At 36.5% G+C, this 23,775-nt stretch carries 20 protein-coding genes, 3 rRNA genes and 1 other RNA gene; all 24 read left to right on the top strand.

Going from position 1 to position 23,775, the window contains the following annotated elements; translation table 11 throughout:
- The first annotated feature begins 42 nt into the window (after positions 1-42).
- The 24 genes from treC (at position 43) to rsmA (ending at position 23,688) form a co-directional block, all read left to right on the top strand.
- The gene (gene treC / locus JX000_RS11125) at positions 43-1,680 is read left to right on the top strand and encodes an alpha,alpha-phosphotrehalase (protein ID WP_206140706.1); all 1,638 of its coding nucleotides are present in this window, start codon (positions 43-45) and stop codon (positions 1,678-1,680) included.
- Positions 1,681-1,705: 25 nt separating this feature from the next.
- The gene (treR, locus tag JX000_RS11120) at positions 1,706-2,440 is read left to right on the top strand and encodes a trehalose operon repressor (RefSeq protein WP_002451943.1); all 735 of its coding nucleotides are present in this window, start codon (positions 1,706-1,708) and stop codon (positions 2,438-2,440) included.
- 91 nt (positions 2,441-2,531) lie between these two features.
- Positions 2,532-2,801, top strand: an RNA gene (ffs, locus tag JX000_RS11115) — signal recognition particle sRNA large type.
- Between the two features lie 157 nt (positions 2,802-2,958).
- The gene (locus JX000_RS11110; RefSeq protein ID WP_049425478.1) at positions 2,959-3,489 is read left to right on the top strand and encodes a GNAT family N-acetyltransferase; all 531 of its coding nucleotides are present in this window, start codon (positions 2,959-2,961) and stop codon (positions 3,487-3,489) included.
- 70 nt (positions 3,490-3,559) lie between these two features.
- Entirely contained in the window at positions 3,560-5,260 is a 1,701-nt protein-coding gene (dnaX, locus tag JX000_RS11105) for a DNA polymerase III subunit gamma/tau (RefSeq protein ID WP_002451945.1), read from the top strand.
- An 89-nt stretch (positions 5,261-5,349) separates the two neighbouring features.
- Complete coding sequence (locus JX000_RS11100) at positions 5,350-5,667, top strand: YbaB/EbfC family nucleoid-associated protein (RefSeq protein WP_002451946.1); 318 nt, start codon at positions 5,350-5,352, stop codon at positions 5,665-5,667.
- Positions 5,668-5,671: 4 nt separating this feature from the next.
- Positions 5,672-6,268, top strand: coding sequence for a recombination mediator RecR (gene recR / locus JX000_RS11095; RefSeq protein WP_002466890.1), 597 nt, complete (start codon positions 5,672-5,674; stop codon positions 6,266-6,268).
- Between the two features lie 472 nt (positions 6,269-6,740).
- Positions 6,741-8,293, top strand: a 16S ribosomal RNA gene (locus JX000_RS11090).
- Positions 8,294-8,673: 380 nt separating this feature from the next.
- Positions 8,674-11,595: ribosomal RNA gene (locus tag JX000_RS11085) — 23S ribosomal RNA — on the top strand.
- A gap of 70 nt (positions 11,596-11,665) precedes the next feature.
- Positions 11,666-11,780 (top strand): 5S ribosomal RNA (rrf, locus tag JX000_RS11080).
- Together the 16S, 23S and 5S rRNA genes form the textbook arrangement of a ribosomal RNA operon.
- 305 nt (positions 11,781-12,085) lie before the next feature.
- Positions 12,086-12,613 (top strand): GNAT family N-acetyltransferase, encoded by a 528-nt coding sequence (locus JX000_RS11075; RefSeq protein WP_075778455.1) that lies wholly within the window; start codon positions 12,086-12,088, stop codon positions 12,611-12,613.
- A gap of 44 nt (positions 12,614-12,657) precedes the next feature.
- Positions 12,658-13,995 (top strand): Orn/Lys/Arg family decarboxylase, encoded by a 1,338-nt coding sequence (locus tag JX000_RS11070; RefSeq protein WP_124227636.1) that lies wholly within the window; start codon positions 12,658-12,660, stop codon positions 13,993-13,995.
- Between the two features lie 2 nt (positions 13,996-13,997).
- Positions 13,998-14,609, top strand: a complete 612-nt coding sequence (gene tmk, locus JX000_RS11065; protein WP_124227637.1) for a dTMP kinase — start codon at positions 13,998-14,000, stop codon at positions 14,607-14,609.
- A 34-nt stretch (positions 14,610-14,643) separates the two neighbouring features.
- On the top strand, positions 14,644-14,973 hold the full coding sequence (locus JX000_RS11060; protein ID WP_002451717.1) for a cyclic-di-AMP receptor: 330 nt from the start codon (positions 14,644-14,646) through the stop codon (positions 14,971-14,973).
- 125 nt (positions 14,974-15,098) lie between these two features.
- Complete coding sequence (locus JX000_RS11055; RefSeq protein ID WP_124227638.1) at positions 15,099-16,025, top strand: DNA polymerase III subunit; 927 nt, start codon at positions 15,099-15,101, stop codon at positions 16,023-16,025.
- Positions 16,026-16,829 (top strand): PSP1 domain-containing protein, encoded by an 804-nt coding sequence (locus JX000_RS11050; RefSeq protein WP_124227639.1) that lies wholly within the window; start codon positions 16,026-16,028, stop codon positions 16,827-16,829.
- Between the two features lie 16 nt (positions 16,830-16,845).
- Entirely contained in the window at positions 16,846-17,193 is a 348-nt protein-coding gene (gene yabA, locus JX000_RS11045; protein WP_049425327.1) for a DNA replication initiation control protein YabA, read from the top strand.
- 96 nt (positions 17,194-17,289) lie between these two features.
- Entirely contained in the window at positions 17,290-18,015 is a 726-nt protein-coding gene (locus JX000_RS11040; RefSeq protein ID WP_075778451.1) for a tRNA1(Val) (adenine(37)-N6)-methyltransferase, read from the top strand.
- Positions 18,008-18,256 carry a GIY-YIG nuclease family protein gene (locus JX000_RS11035; RefSeq protein ID WP_002451722.1) on the top strand — a complete coding sequence of 83 codons (249 nt, stop codon included), beginning with the start codon at positions 18,008-18,010 and terminating at the stop codon, positions 18,254-18,256. Before JX000_RS11040 ends, JX000_RS11035 begins: the two co-directional genes overlap by 8 nt.
- Before the next feature lies 1 nt (position 18,257).
- Complete coding sequence (gene rsmI / locus JX000_RS11030) at positions 18,258-19,097, top strand: 16S rRNA (cytidine(1402)-2'-O)-methyltransferase (protein ID WP_049425329.1); 840 nt, start codon at positions 18,258-18,260, stop codon at positions 19,095-19,097.
- Positions 19,098-19,326: 229 nt separating this feature from the next.
- A complete protein-coding gene (gene metG, locus JX000_RS11025) occupies positions 19,327-21,297 on the top strand; it encodes a methionine--tRNA ligase (protein ID WP_075778450.1) in 1,971 nt (656 codons plus the stop codon).
- A gap of 27 nt (positions 21,298-21,324) precedes the next feature.
- Complete coding sequence (locus JX000_RS11020) at positions 21,325-22,101, top strand: TatD family hydrolase (protein WP_002451725.1); 777 nt, start codon at positions 21,325-21,327, stop codon at positions 22,099-22,101.
- A 143-nt stretch (positions 22,102-22,244) separates the two neighbouring features.
- Positions 22,245-22,793: a ribonuclease M5 gene (gene rnmV / locus JX000_RS11015; RefSeq protein ID WP_206140705.1), complete on the top strand. Its 549-nt coding sequence runs from the start codon at positions 22,245-22,247 to the stop codon at positions 22,791-22,793.
- Between the two features lie 4 nt (positions 22,794-22,797).
- Positions 22,798-23,688, top strand: coding sequence for a 16S rRNA (adenine(1518)-N(6)/adenine(1519)-N(6))-dimethyltransferase RsmA (rsmA, locus tag JX000_RS11010; protein ID WP_206141010.1), 891 nt, complete (start codon positions 22,798-22,800; stop codon positions 23,686-23,688).
- Positions 23,689-23,775 lie beyond the last annotated feature (87 nt).

Genomic DNA, 23,775 nt, shown 5'->3' with positions numbered 1-23,775 from the left:
AGCGCTTTTTATTTTCATATAATACATAAAGGTGGTTTAACAATGAGTGAACAAGACTGGAGAAAATCAGTTGTTTATCAAATATATCCCAAATCATTTAATGATACGACAGGCAATGGTGAGGGTGATTTAAAAGGTATTATTGAGAAACTAGATTATTTACATTTTCTAGGCGTAGATTACATATGGTTAACGCCAATTTATGAATCGCCTATGAACGATAATGGGTATGATATTAGTAATTATCTTACTATTAATGAACAATTTGGTACTTTAGAAGATTTTAAAGTTTTAGTGAAAGAAGCTCATCGACGAGATATTAAAGTAATGATGGATATTGTGATTAACCATACATCAACAGAACATCAATGGTTTAAGGAAGCCATTCAATCTAAAGATAGTCCTTATCGAGACTATTATTTCTTTAGACATTCGGAGGATGGACCGCCCACAAATTGGGAATCCAAATTCGGAGGTAATGCATGGCAATATGATGAAAAAAGTGATGACTATTATTTACACTTATTTGATGTTACTCAAGCAGATTTAAATTGGGATAATCCAGAAGTTAGACAAGCCCTTTATCAAATTGTCAATTATTGGATTGATTTTGGTGTGGATGGTTTCCGGTTTGATGTGATCAATCTTATTTCCAAAGGTGAATTTAAGGACTCTGACAAAATCGGAAAAGAGTTTTATACGGATGGACCCAAAGTGCATGAGTATTTACATGAATTGAATCAACATACATTTGGTAATAAGAATATGATGACTGTCGGTGAAATGTCGTCTACTACCATTGATCACTGTATTAAATATTCTAATCCAGAAAGAAAAGAATTGAGTAGTGTATTTAATTTCCATCATTTAAAAGTAGATTATCCTGACGGTGAAAAATGGGCTAAGGGTAGTATGGATTTTCAACAACTTAAAAAAATATTGATGGATTGGCAATTAGGTATATATGAAGGTGGTGGCTGGAATGCGATATTCTGGTGTAATCACGACCAACCACGTGTAGTTTCACGCTTCGGGGATGATAGTTCTGAATCTTTACGTCAAGCAAGCGCTAAAACATTAGCCATCTCACTACACATGCTACAAGGGACACCATATATTTATCAAGGCGAAGAAATTGGTATGACCAACCCTCATTTCAATTCAATAGATGCTTATAGAGATGTAGAATCATTAAATGCTTATGATTATTTGAAAAAACAGGGATACAACGAGCAAGACATTTTAGAAATATTAGATCAAAAATCACGTGACAACTCTCGTACGCCAATGCAATGGAATGCAACAAATCATGCAGGTTTTACAACTGGAGAACCTTGGATTTCTATTCCTCAGAACTATCACCATATTAATGTGGAACAAGCAATGAAAGATTCTGAGTCTATTTTACACACATATAAAACATTGATTTCATTAAGACATCATCACGATATAATAACTTATGGTAATATTGAACCGATGTATATGGAACACGAACAATTATTTGTATATCGTCGTCATTATCGCAATCAAACTTGGTTGGTTATTGCTAATTTCTCTAAAGAACCTGTATTATTACCTGAAGATTTAGATGTCTCAGGTGATGTAATTATTCAAAATGGAATATTAGAGCAACGTCAAATGTCAGGCTTTGGTGCAATTGTGGTTGAAACGGCGAAGTAATTTTATGTAAAAAGAGGATCTCAACATGACTCAAAAGAAATTCATTACTATTTATGAACAGTTAAAAAATCAGATTTTATCAGAACAATACCAATATGGTGATCAAATACCGTCAGAGAATGAATTGGTATCTAATTATGGGACGTCTAGAGAAACGGTTCGTAAAGCGCTGGAGCTGTTAGCGAATGATGGCATGATTCAAAAGATTAGAGGAAAAGGGTCTGTTGTTATATACCAAGGAATCACTGAATTTCCGTTTTCAGAGTTGATTAGTTTCAAAGAAGTACAAGATCAATTAGGCTTGAAACACCATACTGAACTTATTGTTAACGAAGAAGTTAAAGCAGGCGATTATGAAAGAGTAAGGTTAGCATTAGGATTAAAAAATGATGATATATTGCTTCATGTTATTCGCGCACGTTCAATTCAAGACAAGGTGAAAATCTTAGATGAAGATTTTTTCTTGAAATCTGTAGTTACATCTATTCCTAATAGCGTTGCGAAACAATCTATATATAACTATTTAGAAAATGATTTAGAGCTAGATATCAGTTACTCAAGTAAATCTATTACTTTTGAACCATTTTCAAGATTAGACTATGAGATGTTTGGCGATATTAACCCTCCTTATACAGCGACAGTGCGAAGTACAGTATATTTAAAGGATACGACACAGTTTCAATATAATATATCTAAACATCTTGCGACTGAATTTAAATTTAAGGAGTTTTCAAGACGTCGAGAAAATTTATTGCAATAGAGTCGAAGCTGAACGAATTTATGATAGATATTTATAGTTGTAAGATTTTAAGCTTGCAAACATAATAGTAATTATAGTATTATAAATCTTACCGTGCTAGGTGGGGAGGTAGCGGTTCCCTGTACTCGAAATCCGCTTTATGCGAGACTTAATTCCTTTGTTGAGGGCGTATTTTTGTGAAGTCTGCCCGAAGCACGTAGTGTTTGAAGATTTCGGTCCTATGCAATATGAACCCATGAATCATGTCAGGTCCTGACGGAAGCAGCATTAAGTGGACTCTCATATGTGCCGTAGGGTAGCCGAGATTTAGCTAACGACTTCGGTAACGTTTGTGATATACGTTCGATTCAAAGGTGCACGGTTTTTAAATTTATAAATAATAATATCGAATATAGATTTGAGCGACTTGTATGATGAGTCGCTCTCTTTTTATATAAATAGATAAATGTGACATAATTTGATAAAGTTATAACGATAAAACAAACGAAATAGCTAATGACGTAAAGGGTGGTGTAAAGATGCAAATCTATTTGAGTACCTTAACAGAAGTGGATTATGAAGAATCATTAAATAGTATTGAAGCAAATTACGATGAACAACCGGAAGCAAGTTGGCAGGAAAAAGCGCTTGTTAAAACATTAAGAAAGTCAGATGACTATAATTATGAGTTAGAAGTAATAGCGAAGAACGAACAAAATGAAGTGATTGGACATATCATGCTTGTCGAAGTCAGAGTGATTTCAGAAGAGAAAACATATACCGCTTTGACTGTCGCGTCACTATCAGTAAAAAAGGAATTAAGAAATCAAGGATTAGGTAAAGCACTAGTCCAAGCTGTTGAAGAACGTGCGAAGTCAGAAGGGTACACTACTATTGTAGTTGATCGAGAAACATCATACTTTACTCAATTAGGCTATCAATTAGCAAATGACTATAATTTATATTCTAAGGATGAAGATGTCACGCAGCCTTTATTAGTGAAGTTTCTATGGGATAATTTAACAGACCAACCAATTGGACAAGTAAAATATCCAAGTATTATGCGTTAAAGAATTTTTATTGATGAACAGGCTAGCACAAATGATATAATAGAGAGTAATTGCAAACGGAGGTGCTAAGGTGAATTATCAAGCGTTATATCGTATGTATCGTCCTCAAAGTTTTGATGACGTCGTCGGACAAGAGCACGTAACTAAAACTTTACGAAATGCGATATCTAAAGGGAAACAATCCCATGCCTATATATTTAGCGGCCCTAGAGGGACAGGAAAAACAAGTATTGCTAAGGTGTTTGCTAAAGCTATAAATTGTACAAATAGTACAGACGGGGAACCATGTAATGAGTGTGCAATTTGTAAAGGTATCACTCAAGGCACTAATTCTGATGTGATTGAAATAGATGCTGCGAGTAACAATGGTGTTGATGAGATTAGAAATATTAGAGATAAAGTTAAATACGCACCAAGTGAATCCGAATACAAGGTTTATATTATTGATGAAGTTCATATGTTAACGACAGGTGCTTTTAATGCGTTATTAAAAACATTAGAAGAACCACCTGCACACGCAATTTTCATATTAGCTACGACTGAACCTCACAAAATCCCACCAACTATTATTTCAAGAGCGCAAAGATTTGATTTTAAAGCTATCAGTTTAGAACAAATTGTCGAACGTTTGAAATACGTGGCTGATTCACAGTCATTACCTTACGATGATGAGGCGCTAGAATTTATTGCTAAGGCCTCTGAAGGTGGTATGCGAGATGCGTTAAGTATTATGGACCAAGCCATTGCTTTTGGAGATGAACATTTAACATTACAAGACGCGTTAAATGTTACAGGTAGTGTGGATGAAGCATCGTTAAATGAATTATTTAAAGATGTGGTTAAAGGCGATGTTAAGGCATCATTTACGAGGTATCATCAATTTGTTACTGAAGGAAAAGAAGTCAATCGTTTAATAAATGATATGATTTATTTCGTCAGAGATACAATTATGAATAAAACATCTAACCAAGAAGTCGAATATGACGCACTTCTTCATTTTGACTTGGATACCTTATATCGCATGATTGATATTATCAATGACACATTAGTATCTATACGTTTTAGTGTGAATCAAAGCGTGCATTTCGAAGTACTGTTGGTAAAATTAGCTGAAATGATTAAAGCTAAACCAGAAACAGTGCAAAATGTTGCTACAACACAAGTTGCTACAGAACCTAATAATGACGTTTTATTACAGCGTATGGAACAATTAGAGCAGGAATTGAAAGTATTAAAATCGCAAGGTGTATCGGCATCAGGACAGACGCAATCGCCGAAAAAGCCAGTTAGAAGTCAACAACGCTCAAAAAATGCTTTTTCTATGCAACAAATTGCTAAAGTGTTAGATAAAGCCAATAAAGATGATATCAAACTACTCAAAGATCATTGGCAAGAAGTTATTGATCATGCTAAAAACAATGATAAAAAGTCCTTAGTAAGTTTACTTCAAAATTCAGAACCAGTAGCAGCAAGCGAAGATCATGTGTTAGTGAAATTTGAAGAAGAGATTCACTGTGAAATTGTTAATAAAGACGATGAAAAGCGTAACAATATAGAAAGTGTAGTCTGTAATATCGTTAATAAAACTGTCAAAGTAGTGGGTGTTCCCTCAGATCAATGGTTACGTGTAAGAGCAGAATATCTTCAAAACAGAAAACAGGATCAACATAATGAAGCGGAAAAAATAGAAACTGAGCCAGAACAAGAAGATGTAGCACAAAAGGCGAAAGATTTATTTGGAGAAGAAACAGTACATATGATAGATGATTAGCTACACATGACAAGGCTAATATTCGTATGTATAATATAAACAAAGTTATTATTTAAAGAATTCAAGGAATTACAAGGAGGAAATAGATTATGCGCGGTGGCGGAAATATGCAACAAATGATGAAACAAATGCAAAAAATGCAAAAGAAAATGGAACAAGAACAGGAAAAATTAAAAGATGAACGTGTTGAAGGTACAGCTGGTGGCGGCATGGTTACTGTAACTGTTACTGGACACAAAGAAGTAGTAGATGTACAAATCAAAGAAGATGCAGTAGATCCAGATGACGTTGAAATGTTACAAGACTTAGTATTAGCAGCTACTAATGAAGCGATGAACAAAGCTGATAAGTTAACACAAGAACGCTTAGGTAAACATACTCAAGGCTTAAATATCCCTGGAATGTGATAAGATGCATTATCCAGAACCCATATCCAAACTTATAGATAGTTTTATGAAATTGCCAGGCATTGGTCCTAAGACCGCTCAACGTCTGGCATTTCACACATTAGATATGAAAGAAGATGACGTCGTTCAATTTGCGAAAGCGCTCGTAGATGTAAAGCGTGAACTTACCTATTGTAGTGTGTGTGGACATATAACTGAAAAAGATCCTTGTTATATTTGTGAAGATAAACAAAGAGATCGCTCAGTTATTTGTGTTGTTGAAGATGATAAAGATGTCATTGCAATGGAAAAAATGAGAGAGTTTAAAGGCTTGTATCATGTTCTACATGGCTCGATATCGCCTATGGATGGTATAGGCCCTGAGGACATAAATATACCAGCATTGGTTGAACGCTTGAAAAATGATGAAGTTAAAGAGTTAATACTCGCTATGAATCCAAATCTTGAAGGCGAATCAACAGCAATGTATATTTCCCGTCTTGTTAAACCAATAGGCATTAAAGTAACTCGTCTAGCACAAGGATTATCTGTAGGCGGAGATTTAGAATATGCAGATGAAGTAACATTATCTAAAGCGATAGCTGGTAGAACTGAAATGTAGTTAAAAACACTGATGCGTAACGTGTCAGTGTTTTTTAATTTTTGTTTAATAAAATGTAAAAAAGTTAAAGTTTGTATATAGTGAGATTTTAGAAGTGAATTACGATGTAAATCAAAAAAATTCATCCAAAAAACGAACTTTTATAATAACGTTTATTATATTATACGAAATCAGACACACCAAGAGATTTACACAGGAAAGAAAGTGTAAATTTTACTGTTGTTAAAAGTTTTGAATGTCTGTATAGTATATATTTGTTGAGCGAAACAAAGCGAAAACAACACAAATCACTTCAAAAATTAATTTTAAAAAGTTATTGACTTTCGAGTTAATAAGGCGTATAATTAATTCTTGTCGGTAAAAGAAATGAACATTGAAAACTGAATGACAATTTGTCAACGTTAATTCCAATAATGTAACGAAAGTTACAACAATTAATTTAGTTTTATGAGCTAATCAAACATCATAATTTTTTATGGAGAGTTTGATCCTGGCTCAGGATGAACGCTGGCGGCGTGCCTAATACATGCAAGTCGAGCGAACAGATAAGGAGCTTGCTCCTTTGACGTTAGCGGCGGACGGGTGAGTAACACGTGGATAACCTACCTATAAGACTGGGATAACTTCGGGAAACCGGAGCTAATACCGGATAACATATTGAACCGCATGGTTCAATAGTGAAAGGCGGCTTTGCTGTCACTTATAGATGGATCCGCGCCGTATTAGCTAGTTGGTAAGGTAACGGCTTACCAAGGCAACGATACGTAGCCGACCTGAGAGGGTGATCGGCCACACTGGAACTGAGACACGGTCCAGACTCCTACGGGAGGCAGCAGTAGGGAATCTTCCGCAATGGGCGAAAGCCTGACGGAGCAACGCCGCGTGAGTGATGAAGGTCTTCGGATCGTAAAACTCTGTTATCAGGGAAGAACAAATGTGTAAGTAACTGTGCACATCTTGACGGTACCTGATCAGAAAGCCACGGCTAACTACGTGCCAGCAGCCGCGGTAATACGTAGGTGGCAAGCGTTATCCGGAATTATTGGGCGTAAAGCGCGCGTAGGCGGTTTTTTAAGTCTGATGTGAAAGCCCACGGCTCAACCGTGGAGGGTCATTGGAAACTGGAAAACTTGAGTGCAGAAGAGGAAAGTGGAATTCCATGTGTAGCGGTGAAATGCGCAGAGATATGGAGGAACACCAGTGGCGAAGGCGACTTTCTGGTCTGTAACTGACGCTGATGTGCGAAAGCGTGGGGATCAAACAGGATTAGATACCCTGGTAGTCCACGCCGTAAACGATGAGTGCTAAGTGTTAGGGGGTTTCCGCCCCTTAGTGCTGCAGCTAACGCATTAAGCACTCCGCCTGGGGAGTACGACCGCAAGGTTGAAACTCAAAGGAATTGACGGGGACCCGCACAAGCGGTGGAGCATGTGGTTTAATTCGAAGCAACGCGAAGAACCTTACCAAATCTTGACATCCTTTGACCGCTCTAGAGATAGAGTTTTCCCCTTCGGGGGACAAAGTGACAGGTGGTGCATGGTTGTCGTCAGCTCGTGTCGTGAGATGTTGGGTTAAGTCCCGCAACGAGCGCAACCCTTAAGCTTAGTTGCCATCATTAAGTTGGGCACTCTAAGTTGACTGCCGGTGACAAACCGGAGGAAGGTGGGGATGACGTCAAATCATCATGCCCCTTATGATTTGGGCTACACACGTGCTACAATGGACAATACAAAGGGCAGCTAAACCGCGAGGTCAAGCAAATCCCATAAAGTTGTTCTCAGTTCGGATTGTAGTCTGCAACTCGACTACATGAAGCTGGAATCGCTAGTAATCGTAGATCAGCATGCTACGGTGAATACGTTCCCGGGTCTTGTACACACCGCCCGTCACACCACGAGAGTTTGTAACACCCGAAGCCGGTGGAGTAACCATTTATGGAGCTAGCCGTCGAAGGTGGGACAAATGATTGGGGTGAAGTCGTAACAAGGTAGCCGTATCGGAAGGTGCGGCTGGATCACCTCCTTTCTAAGGATATATTCGGAACATCTTCGTAGAAGATGAAGGAATAACATTGACATATTGTATTCAGTTTTGAATGTTTATACAACATTCAACATATCTTCTTTTTCAAAGAAAGCGATTCGCAGACAATGCGTTGAGTTACTTTAAAGCGAAGTTTACTAGAGTAAATGGGTATTTAAAGTAATGATAACAAAGCAGTATGCAAACGCTTGACTGGAAATAGAACTTGTACATTGAAAACTAGATAAGTAAGTAAAATAGATTTTACCAAGCAAAACCGAGTGAATTAGAGTTTTAAAGCTTGAATTCATAAGAAATAATCGCTAGTGTTCGAAAGAACACTCACAAGATTAATAACGCGTTTCCTGTAGGATGGAAACATAGATTAAGTTATTAAGGGCGCACGGTGGATGCCTTGGCACTAGAAGCCGATGAAGGACGTTACTAACGACGATATGCTTTGGGGAGCTGTAAGTAAGCGTTGATCCAGAGATTTCCGAATGGGGAAACCCAGCATGAGTTATGTCATGTTATCGATATGTGAATACATAGCATATCAGAAGGCAGACCCGGAGAACTGAAACATCTTAGTACCCGGAGGAAGAGAAAGAAAAATCGATTCCCTGAGTAGCGGCGAGCGAAACGGGAAGAGCCCAAACCAACAAGCTTGCTTGTTGGGGTTGTAGGACACTCTATACGGAGTTACAAAAGTATATATTAGACGAATCATCTGGAAAGTTGAATCAAAGAAGGTAATAATCCTGTAGTCGAAAATATATACTCTCTTGAGTGGATCCTGAGTACGACGGAGCACGTGAAATTCCGTCGGAATCTGGGAGGACCATCTCCTAAGGCTAAATACTCTCTAGTGACCGATAGTGAACCAGTACCGTGAGGGAAAGGTGAAAAGTACCCCGGAAGGGGAGTGAAAGAGAACTTGAAACCGTGTGCTTACAAGTAGTCAGAGCCCGTTAATGGGTGATGGCGTGCCTTTTGTAGAATGAACCGGCGAGTTACGATTTGATGCAAGGTTAAGCAGCTAATGTGGAGCCGTAGCGAAAGCGAGTCTGAATAGGGCGTTTAGTATTTGGTCGTAGACCCGAAACCAGGTGATCTACCCTTGGTCAGGTTGAAGTTCAGGTAACACTGAATGGAGGACCGAACCGACTTACGTTGAAAAGTGAGCGGATGAACTGAGGGTAGCGGAGAAATTCCAATCGAACTTGGAGATAGCTGGTTCTCTCCGAAATAGCTTTAGGGCTAGCCTCAAGTGATGATTATTGGAGGTAGAGCACTGTTTGGACGAGGGGCCCTTCTCGGGTTACCGAATTCAGACAAACTCCGAATGCCAATCAATTTAACTTGGGAGTCAGAACATGGGTGATAAGGTCCGTGTTCGAAAGGGAAACAGCCCAGACCACCAGCTAAGGTCCCAAAATATATGTTAAGTGGAAAAGGATGTGGCGTTGCCCAGACAACTAGGATGTTGGCTTAGAAGCAGCCATCATTTAAAGAGTGCGTAATAGCTCACTAGTCGAGTGACACTGCGCCGAAAATGTACCGGGGCTAAACATATTACCGAAGCTGTGGATTGTCCGTAGGACAATGGTAGGAGAGCGTTCTAAGGGCGTCGAAGCATGATCGCAAGGACATGTGGAGCGCTTAGAAGTGAGAATGCCGGTGTGAGTAGCGAAAGACGGGTGAGAATCCCGTCCACCGATTGACTAAGGTTTCCAGAGGAAGGCTCGTCCGCTCTGGGTTAGTCGGGTCCTAAGCTGAGGCCGACAGGCGTAGGCGATGGATAACAGGTTGATATTCCTGTACCACCTAGTATCGTTTTAATCGATGGGGGGACGCAGTAGGATAGGCGAAGCGTGCTATTGGATTGCACGTCCAAGCAGTAAGACTGAGTGTTAGGCAAATCCGGCACTCATAAGGTCAAGCTGTGATGGGGAGAGGAAATTGTTTCCTCGAGTCGTTGATTTCACACTGCCAAGAAAAGCCTCTAGATAGATAACAGGTGCCCGTACCGCAAACCGACACAGGTAGTCAAGATGAGAATTCTAAGGTGAGCGAGCGAACTCTCGTTAAGGAACTCGGCAAAATGACCCCGTAACTTCGGGAGAAGGGGTGCTCTTTAGGGTTAACGCCCAGAAGAGCCGCAGTGAATAGGCCCAAGCGACTGTTTATCAAAAACACAGGTCTCTGCTAAACCGTAAGGTGATGTATAGGGGCTGACGCCTGCCCGGTGCTGGAAGGTTAAGAGGAGTAGTTAGCTTCTGCGAAGCTACGAATCGAAGCCCCAGTAAACGGCGGCCGTAACTATAACGGTCCTAAGGTAGCGAAATTCCTTGTCGGGTAAGTTCCGACCCGCACGAAAGGCGTAACGATTTGGGCACTGTCTCAACGAGAGACTCGGTGAAATCATAGTACCTGTGAAGATGCAGGTTACCCGCGACAGGACGGAAAGACCCCGTGGAGCTTTACTGTAGCCTGATATTGAAATTCGGCACAGCTTGTACAGGATAGGTAGGAGCCTTTGAAACGTGAGCGCTAGCTTACGTGGAGGCATTGGTGGGATACTACCCTAGCTGTGTTGGCTTTCTAACCCGCACCACTTATCGTGGTGGGAGACAGTGTCAGGTGGGCAGTTTGACTGGGGCGGTCGCCTCCTAAAAGGTAACGGAGGCGCTCAAAGGTTCCCTCAGAATGGTTGGAAATCATTCATAGAGTGTAAAGGCATAAGGGAGCTTGACTGCGAGACTTACAAGTCGAGCAGGGTCGAAAGACGGACTTAGTGATCCGGTGGTTCCGCATGGAAGGGCCATCGCTCAACGGATAAAAGCTACCCCGGGGATAACAGGCTTATCTCCCCCAAGAGTTCACATCGACGGGGAGGTTTGGCACCTCGATGTCGGCTCATCGCATCCTGGGGCTGTAGTCGGTCCCAAGGGTTGGGCTGTTCGCCCATTAAAGCGGTACGCGAGCTGGGTTCAGAACGTCGTGAGACAGTTCGGTCCCTATCCGTCGTGGGCGTAGGAAATTTGAGAGGAGCTGTCCTTAGTACGAGAGGACCGGGATGGACATACCTCTGGTGTACCAGTTGTCGTGCCAACGGCATAGCTGGGTAGCTATGTATGGACGGGATAAGTGCTGAAAGCATCTAAGCATGAAGCCCCCCTCAAGATGAGATTTCCCAACTTCGGTTATAAGATCCCTCAAAGATGATGAGGTTAATAGGTTCGAGGTGGAAGCGTGGTGACACGTGGAGCTGACGAATACTAATCGATCGAAGACTTAATCAAAATTTATGTTTTGCGACGCAAAATCATTTTACTTACTATCTAGTTTTGAATGTATAATACATTCCATTTGTCTGGTGACAATGGCAAGGAGGTCACACCTGTTCCCATGCCGAACACAGAAGTTAAGCTCCTTAGCGCCGATGGTAGTCGGACTAACGTTCCGCTAGAGTAGGACGTTGCCAGGCAAATAATAGGATGCGATGAGCCGCATTGAGACCGTAAGGTCTCTTTTTTTATGCCCAAAAAAGAAAGTCAACGCAGAGCAAATGCAACGAGTTGGTTAAGTAATTAAGAGCATATAACTTTTTCGTTTGATTTAAAATAGCGACATTTAAATTGTTTGATTAATGATAAATACCTCAAGGCCTTAGTAGCCTCATTTTTATGTTCTAACACTTAACTAAATGATTAAATTTAATGTCAAAAAGCTTGAAATGATTTACATTTAAAACAAAGTCCAATACTATCGTATTTAAAGGAGTGCTTTAAAATGATCATTAGAGCTTTAGAAAAAACAGATTTGCAATATTTACATAATTTGAATAATGAATATTCAATTATGTCTTATTGGTTTGAAGAGCCATATCAATCATTGAGTGAATTAGAATCGCTATACCAAAAGCATATTTTAGATGAATCAGAAAGACGATTTGTTATTGAAGAGGATCAACAATCCATTGGTGTTGTTGAGTTATTAGAAATTAATTTTATACATAGAACTTGCGAAGTATTGATTATTGTTGACCCGCAATTTGCGAATAGAGGTTATGCAAAAAAAGCGTTCAAGATGGCAGTAGATTATGCGTTTTTAGTGCTTAACATGCATAAAGTTTATCTATATGTAGATGTAAGTAATGAGAAAGCAGTACATATTTATAAAAGTAATAACTTTGAAATTGAAGGAAAATTAAAAGAACACTTCTATACAAGAGGAGAATATAGAGACTGCTATGTCATGGGACTATTAAAACGAAATTGGGTTAATCAACAAGATGATGATTTATCTCATATAAGATAGTCTAGGTTAGATAAGACGATTATAAAAGTGAAGAGAGTGATGATTTGAGTTTACCAATATCTAAAAAATTACATGAATTAATATCACAACAAAGTATTTCCATGCATGTGCCTGGTCACAAAAATATGACTATAGGTCAGCTAGAATCATTGGATCTGAAAATGGATATGACTGAAATTAGTGGCTTGGACGATTTGCATCATCCCGAAGATATCATTTTAGAAAGCATGACAAAATTTAATAAACATCGAGATTACGATGCTTATCTATTAGTTAATGGAACTACTTCTGGGATTTTATCTGTAATCCAAGGCTTGGCTTATGAGTCAGGAAACTATTTGATACCTAGAAATGTACATAAATCAGTTTTTCATGGATTGGAATTAGCGAATCAAAAAGCGACTTTAACAAACATGAAGGTAAGTTCAACATCTCATCATTATATAGCTCCTAACTTTAATGGATTAGATTTGAGTCAACATAAATTAGCGATTATGACTTATCCCAATTATTATGGAGAAACTTACTCAATTCAAACTGATATAGACTTATTGCATTCTAATAATGTTCCAGTACTCGTTGATGAGGCACACGGTGCACATTTCGGTTTAGATGGATTTCCTGATTCTACATTAAATTATGGTGCTGATTATGTTGTTCAGTCTTATCATAAAACATTACCTGCACTTACTATGGGGTCGGTGTTATTTATACATAAAGATGCACCTTATAAAGAAAACATCAAACAATATTTATCTTACTTTCAAACGTCTAGCCCATCATACTTAGTCATGGCAAGTTTGGAGTTAGCACAAACATTTTATCAAAATTATGATAGTGGAATATTTTTTGAAAAAAGACATACCCTTTCGAATGTTTTAAATCGTAAAGGATTTGTTGTTAAAGAAGTTGATGACCCATTAAAAATGTTGATTTCTTACCCAGGTTATTCTGGATATGACATTCAAAAATGGTTTGAGAATGAACATATATTTGTAGAGTTAGCAGATGATTTTCAAATCTTATTTGTATTACCGTTATGGCATAAAGAAGATAAATATCCTTTTGAGATATTAATAAATAAAATTCAAAGCATGGTCATTCCGCATGTAAAGGAAGATTTGTTGATATACCCACAGCTTATGACAGAAAGTGGCATGTTTTCACCTATGGTATATAACAAAGTTAAATGGATTGATATTCGTCATTCAGCAGGAAAACTGTTGGCCCGTCACATTGTACCTTATCCACCTGGTGTGCCGATTCTGTTTAAAGGAGAAAAAATCACTTTAAATATGATAAAATTAATAAATCAATATCAACATTCAAATATGAAAGTTGAAGGAATAAAAGATAATCAAATATTAATTAAGGATGAATAAAAATGTCAGCATTTATAACATTTGAAGGGCCAGAAGGTTCAGGAAAAACAACCGTTTTAAAAGCAGTGGCTGAAAAGTTAGCTCAACACTATGATGTTATATCTACCCGTGAACCTGGTGGTGTTCCAACAGGCGAAGAGATAAGAAAAGTCGTACTAGAAGGCAATCAAATGGATATTAGAACTGAAGCAATGCTTTTTGCGGCATCGAGACGAGAACATTTAGTAGAAAAAGTGATGCCTGCTTTGAGAAACAATCAAATTGTTCTTTGTGATAGATACATTGATAGTTCATTAGCATATCAAGGATATGCAAGAGGTATTGGAATTGAAGAAGTGAAAGCTTTAAACGAATTTGCAATTAATGGACTATATCCAGATTTAACGATTTATTTAGATGTTTCTGCTGAAGTAGGGCGTGAAAGAATCCTCAGTAATCAAAGAGATCAGAATCGCTTGGATCAAGAAGATATTGATTTTCATGAAAAAGTCATTGAGGGTTATCATCAAGTGATACATAATGAGCCAGAGCGTTTTGTTCAGATAGATGCAGATCAATCAATTGATAAAGTTGTATTAGCCGCATATCAATCTATCATCAAATATTTAAAATAAATGTGATATAATAGATGAAAGAGGTGTTATAGAAATGAAGATGATTATAGCAATCGTCCAAGACCAAGACAGCCAAGAACTTTCAGACCAACTTGTCAAAAATGATTTTAGAGCAACAAAATTAGCAACAACAGGTGGTTTCTTAAAAGCAGGTAATACAACGTTCTTATGTGGTGTTAATGATGACCGTGTAGACGATTTATTATCAGTTATAAACAATACTTGTGGTAATAGAGAACAACTTGTGTCTCCTATTACTCCAATGGGTGGTAGTGCAGATTCTTACATACCCTATCCAGTAGAAGTAGAAGTTGGCGGTGCAACGGTATTCGTAATGCCTATTGAAGCCTTCCATCAATTTTAAATGTAACTAATGTTTATTGCACGAGACATTAGTTTATTGATGAATTGTGATATACAGTATTTAACAATTTGAGACTGCTCTTTTAGCAGTCTTTTTATATAAGTAGATATAGGAGAGATATCCAGATGGATGAACAACAACAATTAGCTAATGCTTATGCGTCGAATAAATTGTCACATGCTTATCTTTTTGAGGGCGATGACGCACAATCAATGCAAAAGGTCGCTATTAATTTTGCTAAACTCATCTTATGTAACAACGATGAACAATGTGAAGTTAAAGTAAGTACGTTGAATCATCCTGATTTTATGTATGTCTCTAGTGAAGAAACTACTATAAAAAAAGAAAAGATCGAACAACTTGTTCATCATATGAATCAACTACCGATAGAAGGTAATTATAAAGTATATATAGTAGAAGATTTCGAAAAATTAACTGTTCAAGGTGAAAATAGTATATTAAAATTCTTAGAGGAACCTCCTCAAAATACGATAGCTATTTTATTATCAACTAAACCAGAACAGATTTTAGACACCATACATTCGAGATGTCAACATGTCTATTTTAAACCTATTGATAAAGGTCAGTTTATCAATCACTTAGTTGATGAGTCTTTGACACGTCCTGTGGCGGAGATGTTAAGTACATATACGACGCAAGCAGAGACTGCATTATCATTAAATGAAGAATATGACCTTACTAGTTTGAGAAAGACAATTATAAGATGGTGTGAGTTGTTATTAACGAATCGTTCGATGGCATTAATTGGGATTATCGATTTGTTAAAACAGGCGAAAAATCGTAAATTACAGTTGTTAACATTATCTGCAGTGAATGGATTTTTTGAGGATATCATGCACGCAAAAGTAGAAGTAAATAGCGAATATATATATAGTGATTTGAGTGTTGAGATAGAAAAGTATGCAAAGCATTTAACATATAACCAACTTATATTGATGTATGATCAATTAACAGAGGCACATAAAAAGTTAAATCAAAATGTAAACCCAACACTTGTATTCGAACAAATAGTGATTAAAGGTGTGAGATAGATGCCAGATGTAATAGGTGTCCAGTTTCAAAAAGCTGGAAAGTTAGAATATTATGCACCTAAAGATTTACAAATTGAAATGGGCGATTGGGTAGTAGTGGAATCAAAACGAGGTATAGAAATAGGATTAGTAAAAATGCCTACGAGAACTGTAGATGACGGTGATGTTTCACTTCCATTAAAAGAAGTAATGAGAATAGCGACGCAACAAGATATAGACATCTACTATAATAATACAATTGATGCTGAGAAGGCACTTGCACTATGTAAAGAGGTAGTAATACAGCAGGAATTGGATATGAGATTAGTTAATTGCGAATATACATTAGACAAATCAAAAGTCATTTTCAATTTTACTGCTGACGATCGTATTGATTTTAGAAAGTTAGTTAAAGTATTAGCGCAAAATTTGAAAACGAGAATAGAACTGAGACAGATTGGTGTGCGTGATGAAGCTAAATTATTAGGTGGTATAGGGCCATGCGGACGCTCTTTATGTTGTTCGACTTTCTTAGGCGATTTCGAACCTGTGTCTATTAAAATGGCTAAAGACCAAAACCTGTCACTTAACCCTGCTAAAATTTCGGGTGCATGTGGACGTTTGATGTGTTGCTTAAAATATGAAAATGATTATTATGAAGAAGCACGTGCTCAATTACCAGATGTAGGTGACTCAATTGAAACACCTGATGGTAATGGCCAAGTAGTCGGTTTAAATATCTTGGATATATCGATGCAAGTTAAAATAGATGGTATGGAACAACCATTAGAGTACAAAATGGAAGAAATTGAAGCATTTAATTAAGGAGGTTTAACCACCTTTGAATCGTAATGAATTATTTGAAAAATTAATGCGCTTAGAAACAAACATGAACCAGCTTAATCAAGATATGTTGGATTTAAAAGATTTAGCTGTAGCATTGGTTGAAGAAAATGTAGCGCTTCAAGTAGAAAATGATAATTTAAAACAATTAATGGATAAGAGCGAAAGTTCAAATTCTGAAACTGTTCACCCACACCAGACGAAACATGTGAAGAAGCCACTGCCTAGTAAAGATAACTTAGCTATGTTATATAAAGAAGGATTTCATATTTGCAAAGGTGAGTTATTTGGCAAACATAGACAGGGCGAAGATTGTTTGCTTTGTTTAAATGTATTAAGCGATTAAACAATGTTGATATAAGAAAGATGACAGGGATGTGTTATGAGTAGACGATGATAGAGACTACGTTATAACAACGTCCCTTTTTTAGGAGAAAGATAAATGTTAAAGGATAATGAGAGGTTAGACTTACTAATTAAAGAAGATTTGAAAATCATCCAAAATGATGATGTGTTTTCATTCTCAACTGACGCTTTGTTGTTAGGGGATTTTACCGAAATTAGAAAAAAAGACAAAATTATCGATATATGTTCAGGTAACGGCGTTATACCACTGCTCCTTTCTCATAAAGGTAGCCAGACTATTGAAGGTATCGAAATTCAACAACAACTTGTGGATATGGCGAAGAGAAGTTTTAAGTATAATCAATTAGATGATCGATTACTCATGCATCAAATGGATGTTAAAAAGGTATATCATCATTTCAAACCTTCACAATATACGGTTGTTACATGCAATCCTCCATATTTCAAAGATAATCAGTTGCATCAACATCAAAAAGAAGCGCATAAAGTTGCTAGACATGAAATCTTATGTAAATTAGAAGATTGCTTAATGGCTGCTAGGCATTTATTAAAGCAAGGCGGAAGATTATATATGGTACACAGAGCTGAAAGAATGATGGATGTACTAACTGAAATGAGACGTGCTAATATTGAGCCAAAGCGATTAACATTTGTTTATAGTAAGCATGATAGAGACGCACAAACGATTTTAATAGAAGGTAGAAAGTCGGGGAACCAAGGTTTAGATATTACAAAGCCATTTTATATTTATCAAGAAGATGGTACGTACTCAAAAGAAATGAAGGGTATATATTATGGATAATCATTTTGTATATATCGTAAAATGTAAAGATGGAAGCCTCTATACAGGTTATGCTAAAGACATACAGGCACGTGTGGCGAAACATAATGAAGGTAAAGGTGCTAAATATACAAAAATAAGACGTCCGGTAGAGTTGGTTTATCAAGAAACATATTCTACTAAGTCGGAAGCGTTAAAAAGAGAGTATGAAATTAAGACCTTCACACGACAAAAGAAACTAAAATTGATTAAAGAGGGATAGTATGACTACATTATTTTTAGTAGGAACACCAATTGGCAATTTAGCCGATATTACATATCGTGCTATAGACACACTTCAACAAGTAGATTTAATCGCATGTGAAGATACACGTGTTACACGTAAATTATGTAATCATTATGATATTAAGACGCCACTAAAATCCTATCACGAGCACAATAAAGACCAACAGACATCATTTATGATTGAACAGTTATTGTCTGGACTAGATATTGCATTAGTTTCGGATGCAGGTTTACCATTGATTAGTGATCCAGGGTATGAATTAGTAGTAGAGGCACGTCAACATGACATCAAAGTAGAAACGATACCAGGACCTAATGCAGGCTTGACAGCATTAATGGCAAGTGGTCTCCCATCATTTACGTATACATTTTTAGGATTTTTACCTAGAAAAGATAAAGAAAAGCAAAATATACTATCAGAACGAATGTATCAAAGTAGTACACTTATTATATATGAGTCACCTCATAGAGTAACCGATACGCTAAAAGTGATTGGCAAAATAGATTCTCAAAGACGAGTATCATTAGGGCGAGAATTGACAAAGAAATTTGAGCAAATTGTAACTGCAGATGTGAATACATTATTAACCATGTTACATAATAATGAGATTCCATTAAAAGGAGAATTTGTCATTTTAATTGAAGGTGCTGAAGCTGAAATTTCTACTGCATGGTTTGATGATATGTCTATCGAAGAACATGTCGATTACTATATCAAAGAAAAAAATATTAAACCTAAAGCAGCGATTAAAATGGTTGCAGAAGATCGTCAAAGTAAAACTAGTGAAATATATAATATTTATCATCAAGTTGATTAAAGTTGCATAAGTTTAAGAATTGAGCAAAGTTCATTGTATCGAGTGAATTAATACAGATTTTCACCCCCCATAATGCCTTAAATTATGGTATTGTAGTAAAGATAATATAATAAACAATTGATAGTAATAACGTATTGTGATGAGTAAGGTACAGTAAGAACGGTACACAATTGAAAAGCAAAATAAATTTAGATATCATTTAACATGTAAGAAACGAGGAGGACCTTTGATGGCTAAAGATACATTTTATATAACAACCCCAATTTATTATCCAAGTGGTAACTTGCATATTGGGCATGCATACTCAACTGTAGCAGGTGATGTGATTGCTAGATATAAACGCATGCAAGGATACGATGTTCGTTATTTAACAGGTACAGACGAGCATGGTCAAAAAATTCAAGAAAAAGCTCAAAAAGCTGGTAAAACAGAATTAGAATATTTAGATGAGATGATCGCTGGAATCAAAAGTTTATGGGATAAACTAGAAATTTCAAATGATGATTTCATTCGAACTACAGAAGAACGACATAAGCAAGTCGTTGAAAAAGTATTCGAACGTTTATTAAAACAAGGCGACATTTATCTTGGCGAGTATGAGGGATGGTATTCAGTACCAGATGAAACATACTATACAGAGTCACAATTAGTTGAACCTGTTTATGAAAACGGCAAAATTGTTGGAGGAAAAAGTCCTGATTCAGGTCATGAAGTAGAATTGGTAAAAGAAGAAAGTTATTTCTTTAATATTAAGAAATATACTGATCGCTTACTTGAATTCTATGATCAAAATCCTGACTTTATTCAACCACCTTCAAGAAAAAATGAAATGATTAACAACTTTATTAAACCAGGTTTAGAAGATTTAGCTGTTTCACGTACATCTTTTAACTGGGGCGTTAGTGTGCCTTCAAACCCTAAACATGTTGTTTATGTATGGATAGACGCATTAGTGAACTATATTTCTTCTCTAGGTTATTTATCAGATGATGAAACGTTATTTAACAAATATTGGCCAGCAGATATCCACTTGATGGCTAAAGAAATCGTGCGTTTCCATTCAATTATTTGGCCAATTTTATTAATGGCATTAGATTTACCATTACCTAAGAAGGTCTTTGCACATGGTTGGATTCTAATGAAAGACGGTAAAATGAGTAAGTCGAAAGGTAATGTTGTTGATCCTAATGTATTAATTGATCGTTATGGATTAGATGCTACACGTTATTATTTAATGAGAGAATTACCATTTGGTTCAGATGGTGTGTTTACACCAGAAGCGTTTGTTGAACGTACAAACTATGATTTAGCTAATGATTTAGGTAACTTAGTGAACCGTACAATTTCAATGATTAATAAATATTTCCAAGGTGAGCTTCCTGCATATCAAGGTCCTAAACATGAATTAGACGAAGACATGGAAGCTATGGCACTTGAAACAGTTAAAGAATTCCATGAAAATATGGAGAGTTTACAATTCTCAGTTGCTTTATCAACAGTTTGGAAATTTATTAGCCGTACTAATAAATATATTGATGAGACAACACCATGGGTTTTAGCGAAAGATGAAAGTCAAAAAGATATGTTAGGTAATGTGATGGCACACTTAGTTGAAAACATCCGTTTTGCAACTGTATTATTGCGTCCATTTATTACACATGCACCAAAAGAAATATTTAAACAATTAAATATTAATAATCCAGAGTTAATGGAATTCTCAAGTTTAGCGACATATGGATCCTTAACAGAACCTATCACTGTAATAACTAAGCCAACACCAATATTCCCTAGATTGGATACTGAAGCGGAAATTGCTTATATCAAAGAGTCAATGCAACCACCAAAATCTGATGAAAAAGAAGACGTTCCAAGTAAAGATATGATTGATATTAAAGACTTTGATAAAGTAGAAATTAAAGCTGCGACAGTGATTGATGCTGAAAATGTTAAGAAATCAGATAAGCTACTAAAAATTCAAGTAGATTTAGATAATGAACAACGACAAATTGTTTCTGGTATTGCGAAATTCTATCGTCCTGAAGATATTATCGGTAAAAAAGTTGCTGTAGTAACTAACTTAAAACCTGCGAAACTAATGGGACAAAAATCTGAAGGCATGATTTTATCAGCCGAAAAAGATGGTGTGTTAACATTGATTAGCTTGCCAAATGCTATTCCAAATGGTGCAGTCATCAAGTAATCATGCTTTTAAACTAGGAGGATAATCATGTTAATTGATACACATGTTCATTTGAACGATGAGCAATATGATGAAGATTTAAATGATGTCATCACTCGTGCGAGAGAAGATGGCGTTGATCGTATGTTTGTTGTTGGTTTTGATACACCAACTATTGAACGTACAATGGAATTGATTGATAAATATGACTTTGTATATGGTATCATCGGTTGGCACCCAGTAGACGCCATCGATTGTACTGAAGAAAGATTAGAATGGATAGAAAACTTATCAAAACATCCTAAAATTATTGGCATTGGTGAAATGGGATTAGATTACCACTGGGATAAGTCTCCTGCTGATGTTCAAAAAGAAGTCTTTAGAAAGCAAATTGCTTTAGCTAAACGTGTACAATTACCAATCATTATTCACAACCGTGAAGCAACACAGGATTGTATAGATATTCTGATGGAAGAACACGCGGAAGAAGTTGGAGGTATTATGCATAGCTTTAGTGCCTCTCCAGAAATTGCTGATGTTGTCATCAATAAATTAAACTTTTACGTTTCATTAGGTGGTCCAGTCACATTTAAAAATGCGAAACAACCTAAAGAAGTTGCCAAGCATGTACCGATGGACCGATTATTAGTCGAAACAGATGCACCATATTTATCACCACATCCATATAGAGGCAAACGTAATGAACCACAACGAGTAACATTAGTTGCACAACAAATTGCTGAATTACGAGATATGAGTTATGAAGAGGTATGTCGTCAGACAACAGAAAATGCGGAGAGACTATTTAATTTAAATCAAGCATAAATATTAGATTGAGAAAGGTATCATTTAATTGGATATCTTTCTCATTTTTTATTAAATTAAGACTGAAGGCAGTGTTATTTATGATATTTTGTTAGAATAAGATGAATCACGATTTTCATTAAAATGAAGAAGGAATTAAAAATATGAAAATAAATGAATTTATAGTCGTAGAAGGCAGGGATGATACACAACGTGTTAAATCTGCGGTTGAATGCGATACAATAGAGACGAATGGTAGTGCAGTTGATGATGATGTGATAGCAGTTATCAAGCAGGCACAAGAAACACGAGGCGTTATTATCTTAACCGATCCAGATTTTCCTGGTGACAAAATAAGAAATACGATCAAAGACCGTGTGCCTGGGGTAAAACACGCATATATAGACAGAGAAAAAGCTAAAAATAAAAGGGGGAAAATAGGTGTTGAACATGCACATGTAGATGATATCAAAGAAGCTCTCATGCATGTTAGTTCCCCTTTTGAAGAAGCTGAAGAATCCATTGATAAAAATGTATTAATCGAATTAGAACTTATTATAGGGCATGATGCTCGTAGACGACGAGAAATTCTAGGTCGAAAATTACATATTGGGCATTCTAATGGTAAGCAACTGTTGAAAAAATTGAATGCCTTTGGATATACAGAAGAAGATGTACGACGTGCATTAAATGAAAATAAGGGAAGTGAATAAAGATATGGAGCATAAAGATATAGCTACACCATCTCGTACAAGAGCATTATTAGACCAATATGGATTTGATTTCAAAAAAAGTTTGGGACAAAACTTCCTAGTAGACGTTAATATTATTAATAAGATCATCGATGCTAGTGATATTGATGAAACTACAGGCATAATAGAAGTAGGGCCAGGTATGGGCTCGTTAACCGAACAATTAGCTAAACATGCTAAAAAAGTAATGTCATTTGAAATCGATCATCGACTAATACCAGTATTAAAGGACACATTAGCACCATACGATAATGTCACAATTATTAACGAAGATATTTTAAAAGCCGATATCGCTACAGCAGTAAATGAACACTTAAAAGACTGCGATAAAATTATGGTTGTGGCTAATTTGCCATATTATATAACGACACCTATACTACTCAATTTAATGCAACAAGACATACCAATAGATGGTTATGTCGTGATGATGCAAAAAGAAGTTGGAGAACGTTTAAATGCAGAGGTGGGTACAAAAGCTTATGGCTCGTTATCGATTGTGACGCAGTATTATACTGAAACAAGTAAAGTCCTAACAGTGCCTAAAACCGTATTTATGCCACCACCTAATGTAGATTCTATAGTGGTTAAATTAATGCAAAGATCAACACCGTTAGTAGATATCGATGATGAAGAAGCATTCTTTAAATTAGCAAAAGCTGTATTTGCACAAAGACGAAAGACTATTAATAATAATTATCAAAATTTCTTTAAAGAGGGAAAACAACATAAAGAGAGTATACTAAGTTGGTTAGAAAAAGCGAATATCGACCCTAGACGAAGAGGCGAAACATTGTCAATTCAAGATTTCGCTCAACTTTACAAAGAATTAAATAATTTCCCAGAATTAATAAATTAAATTGTTGACAAACCTTAATTACCTTGATAAAATTTTAGTTTAATTTGACAAAATCGCTATAAACATGGTAATATAACACTTGTAGCG

Source organism: Staphylococcus sp. SB1-57, assembly GCF_017086425.1.
Taxonomy (GTDB): domain Bacteria; phylum Bacillota; class Bacilli; order Staphylococcales; family Staphylococcaceae; genus Staphylococcus; species Staphylococcus warneri_A.
Note: the sequence above shows the minus strand (reverse complement) of the source record. Positions and strands in the feature narration are given on the sequence as shown.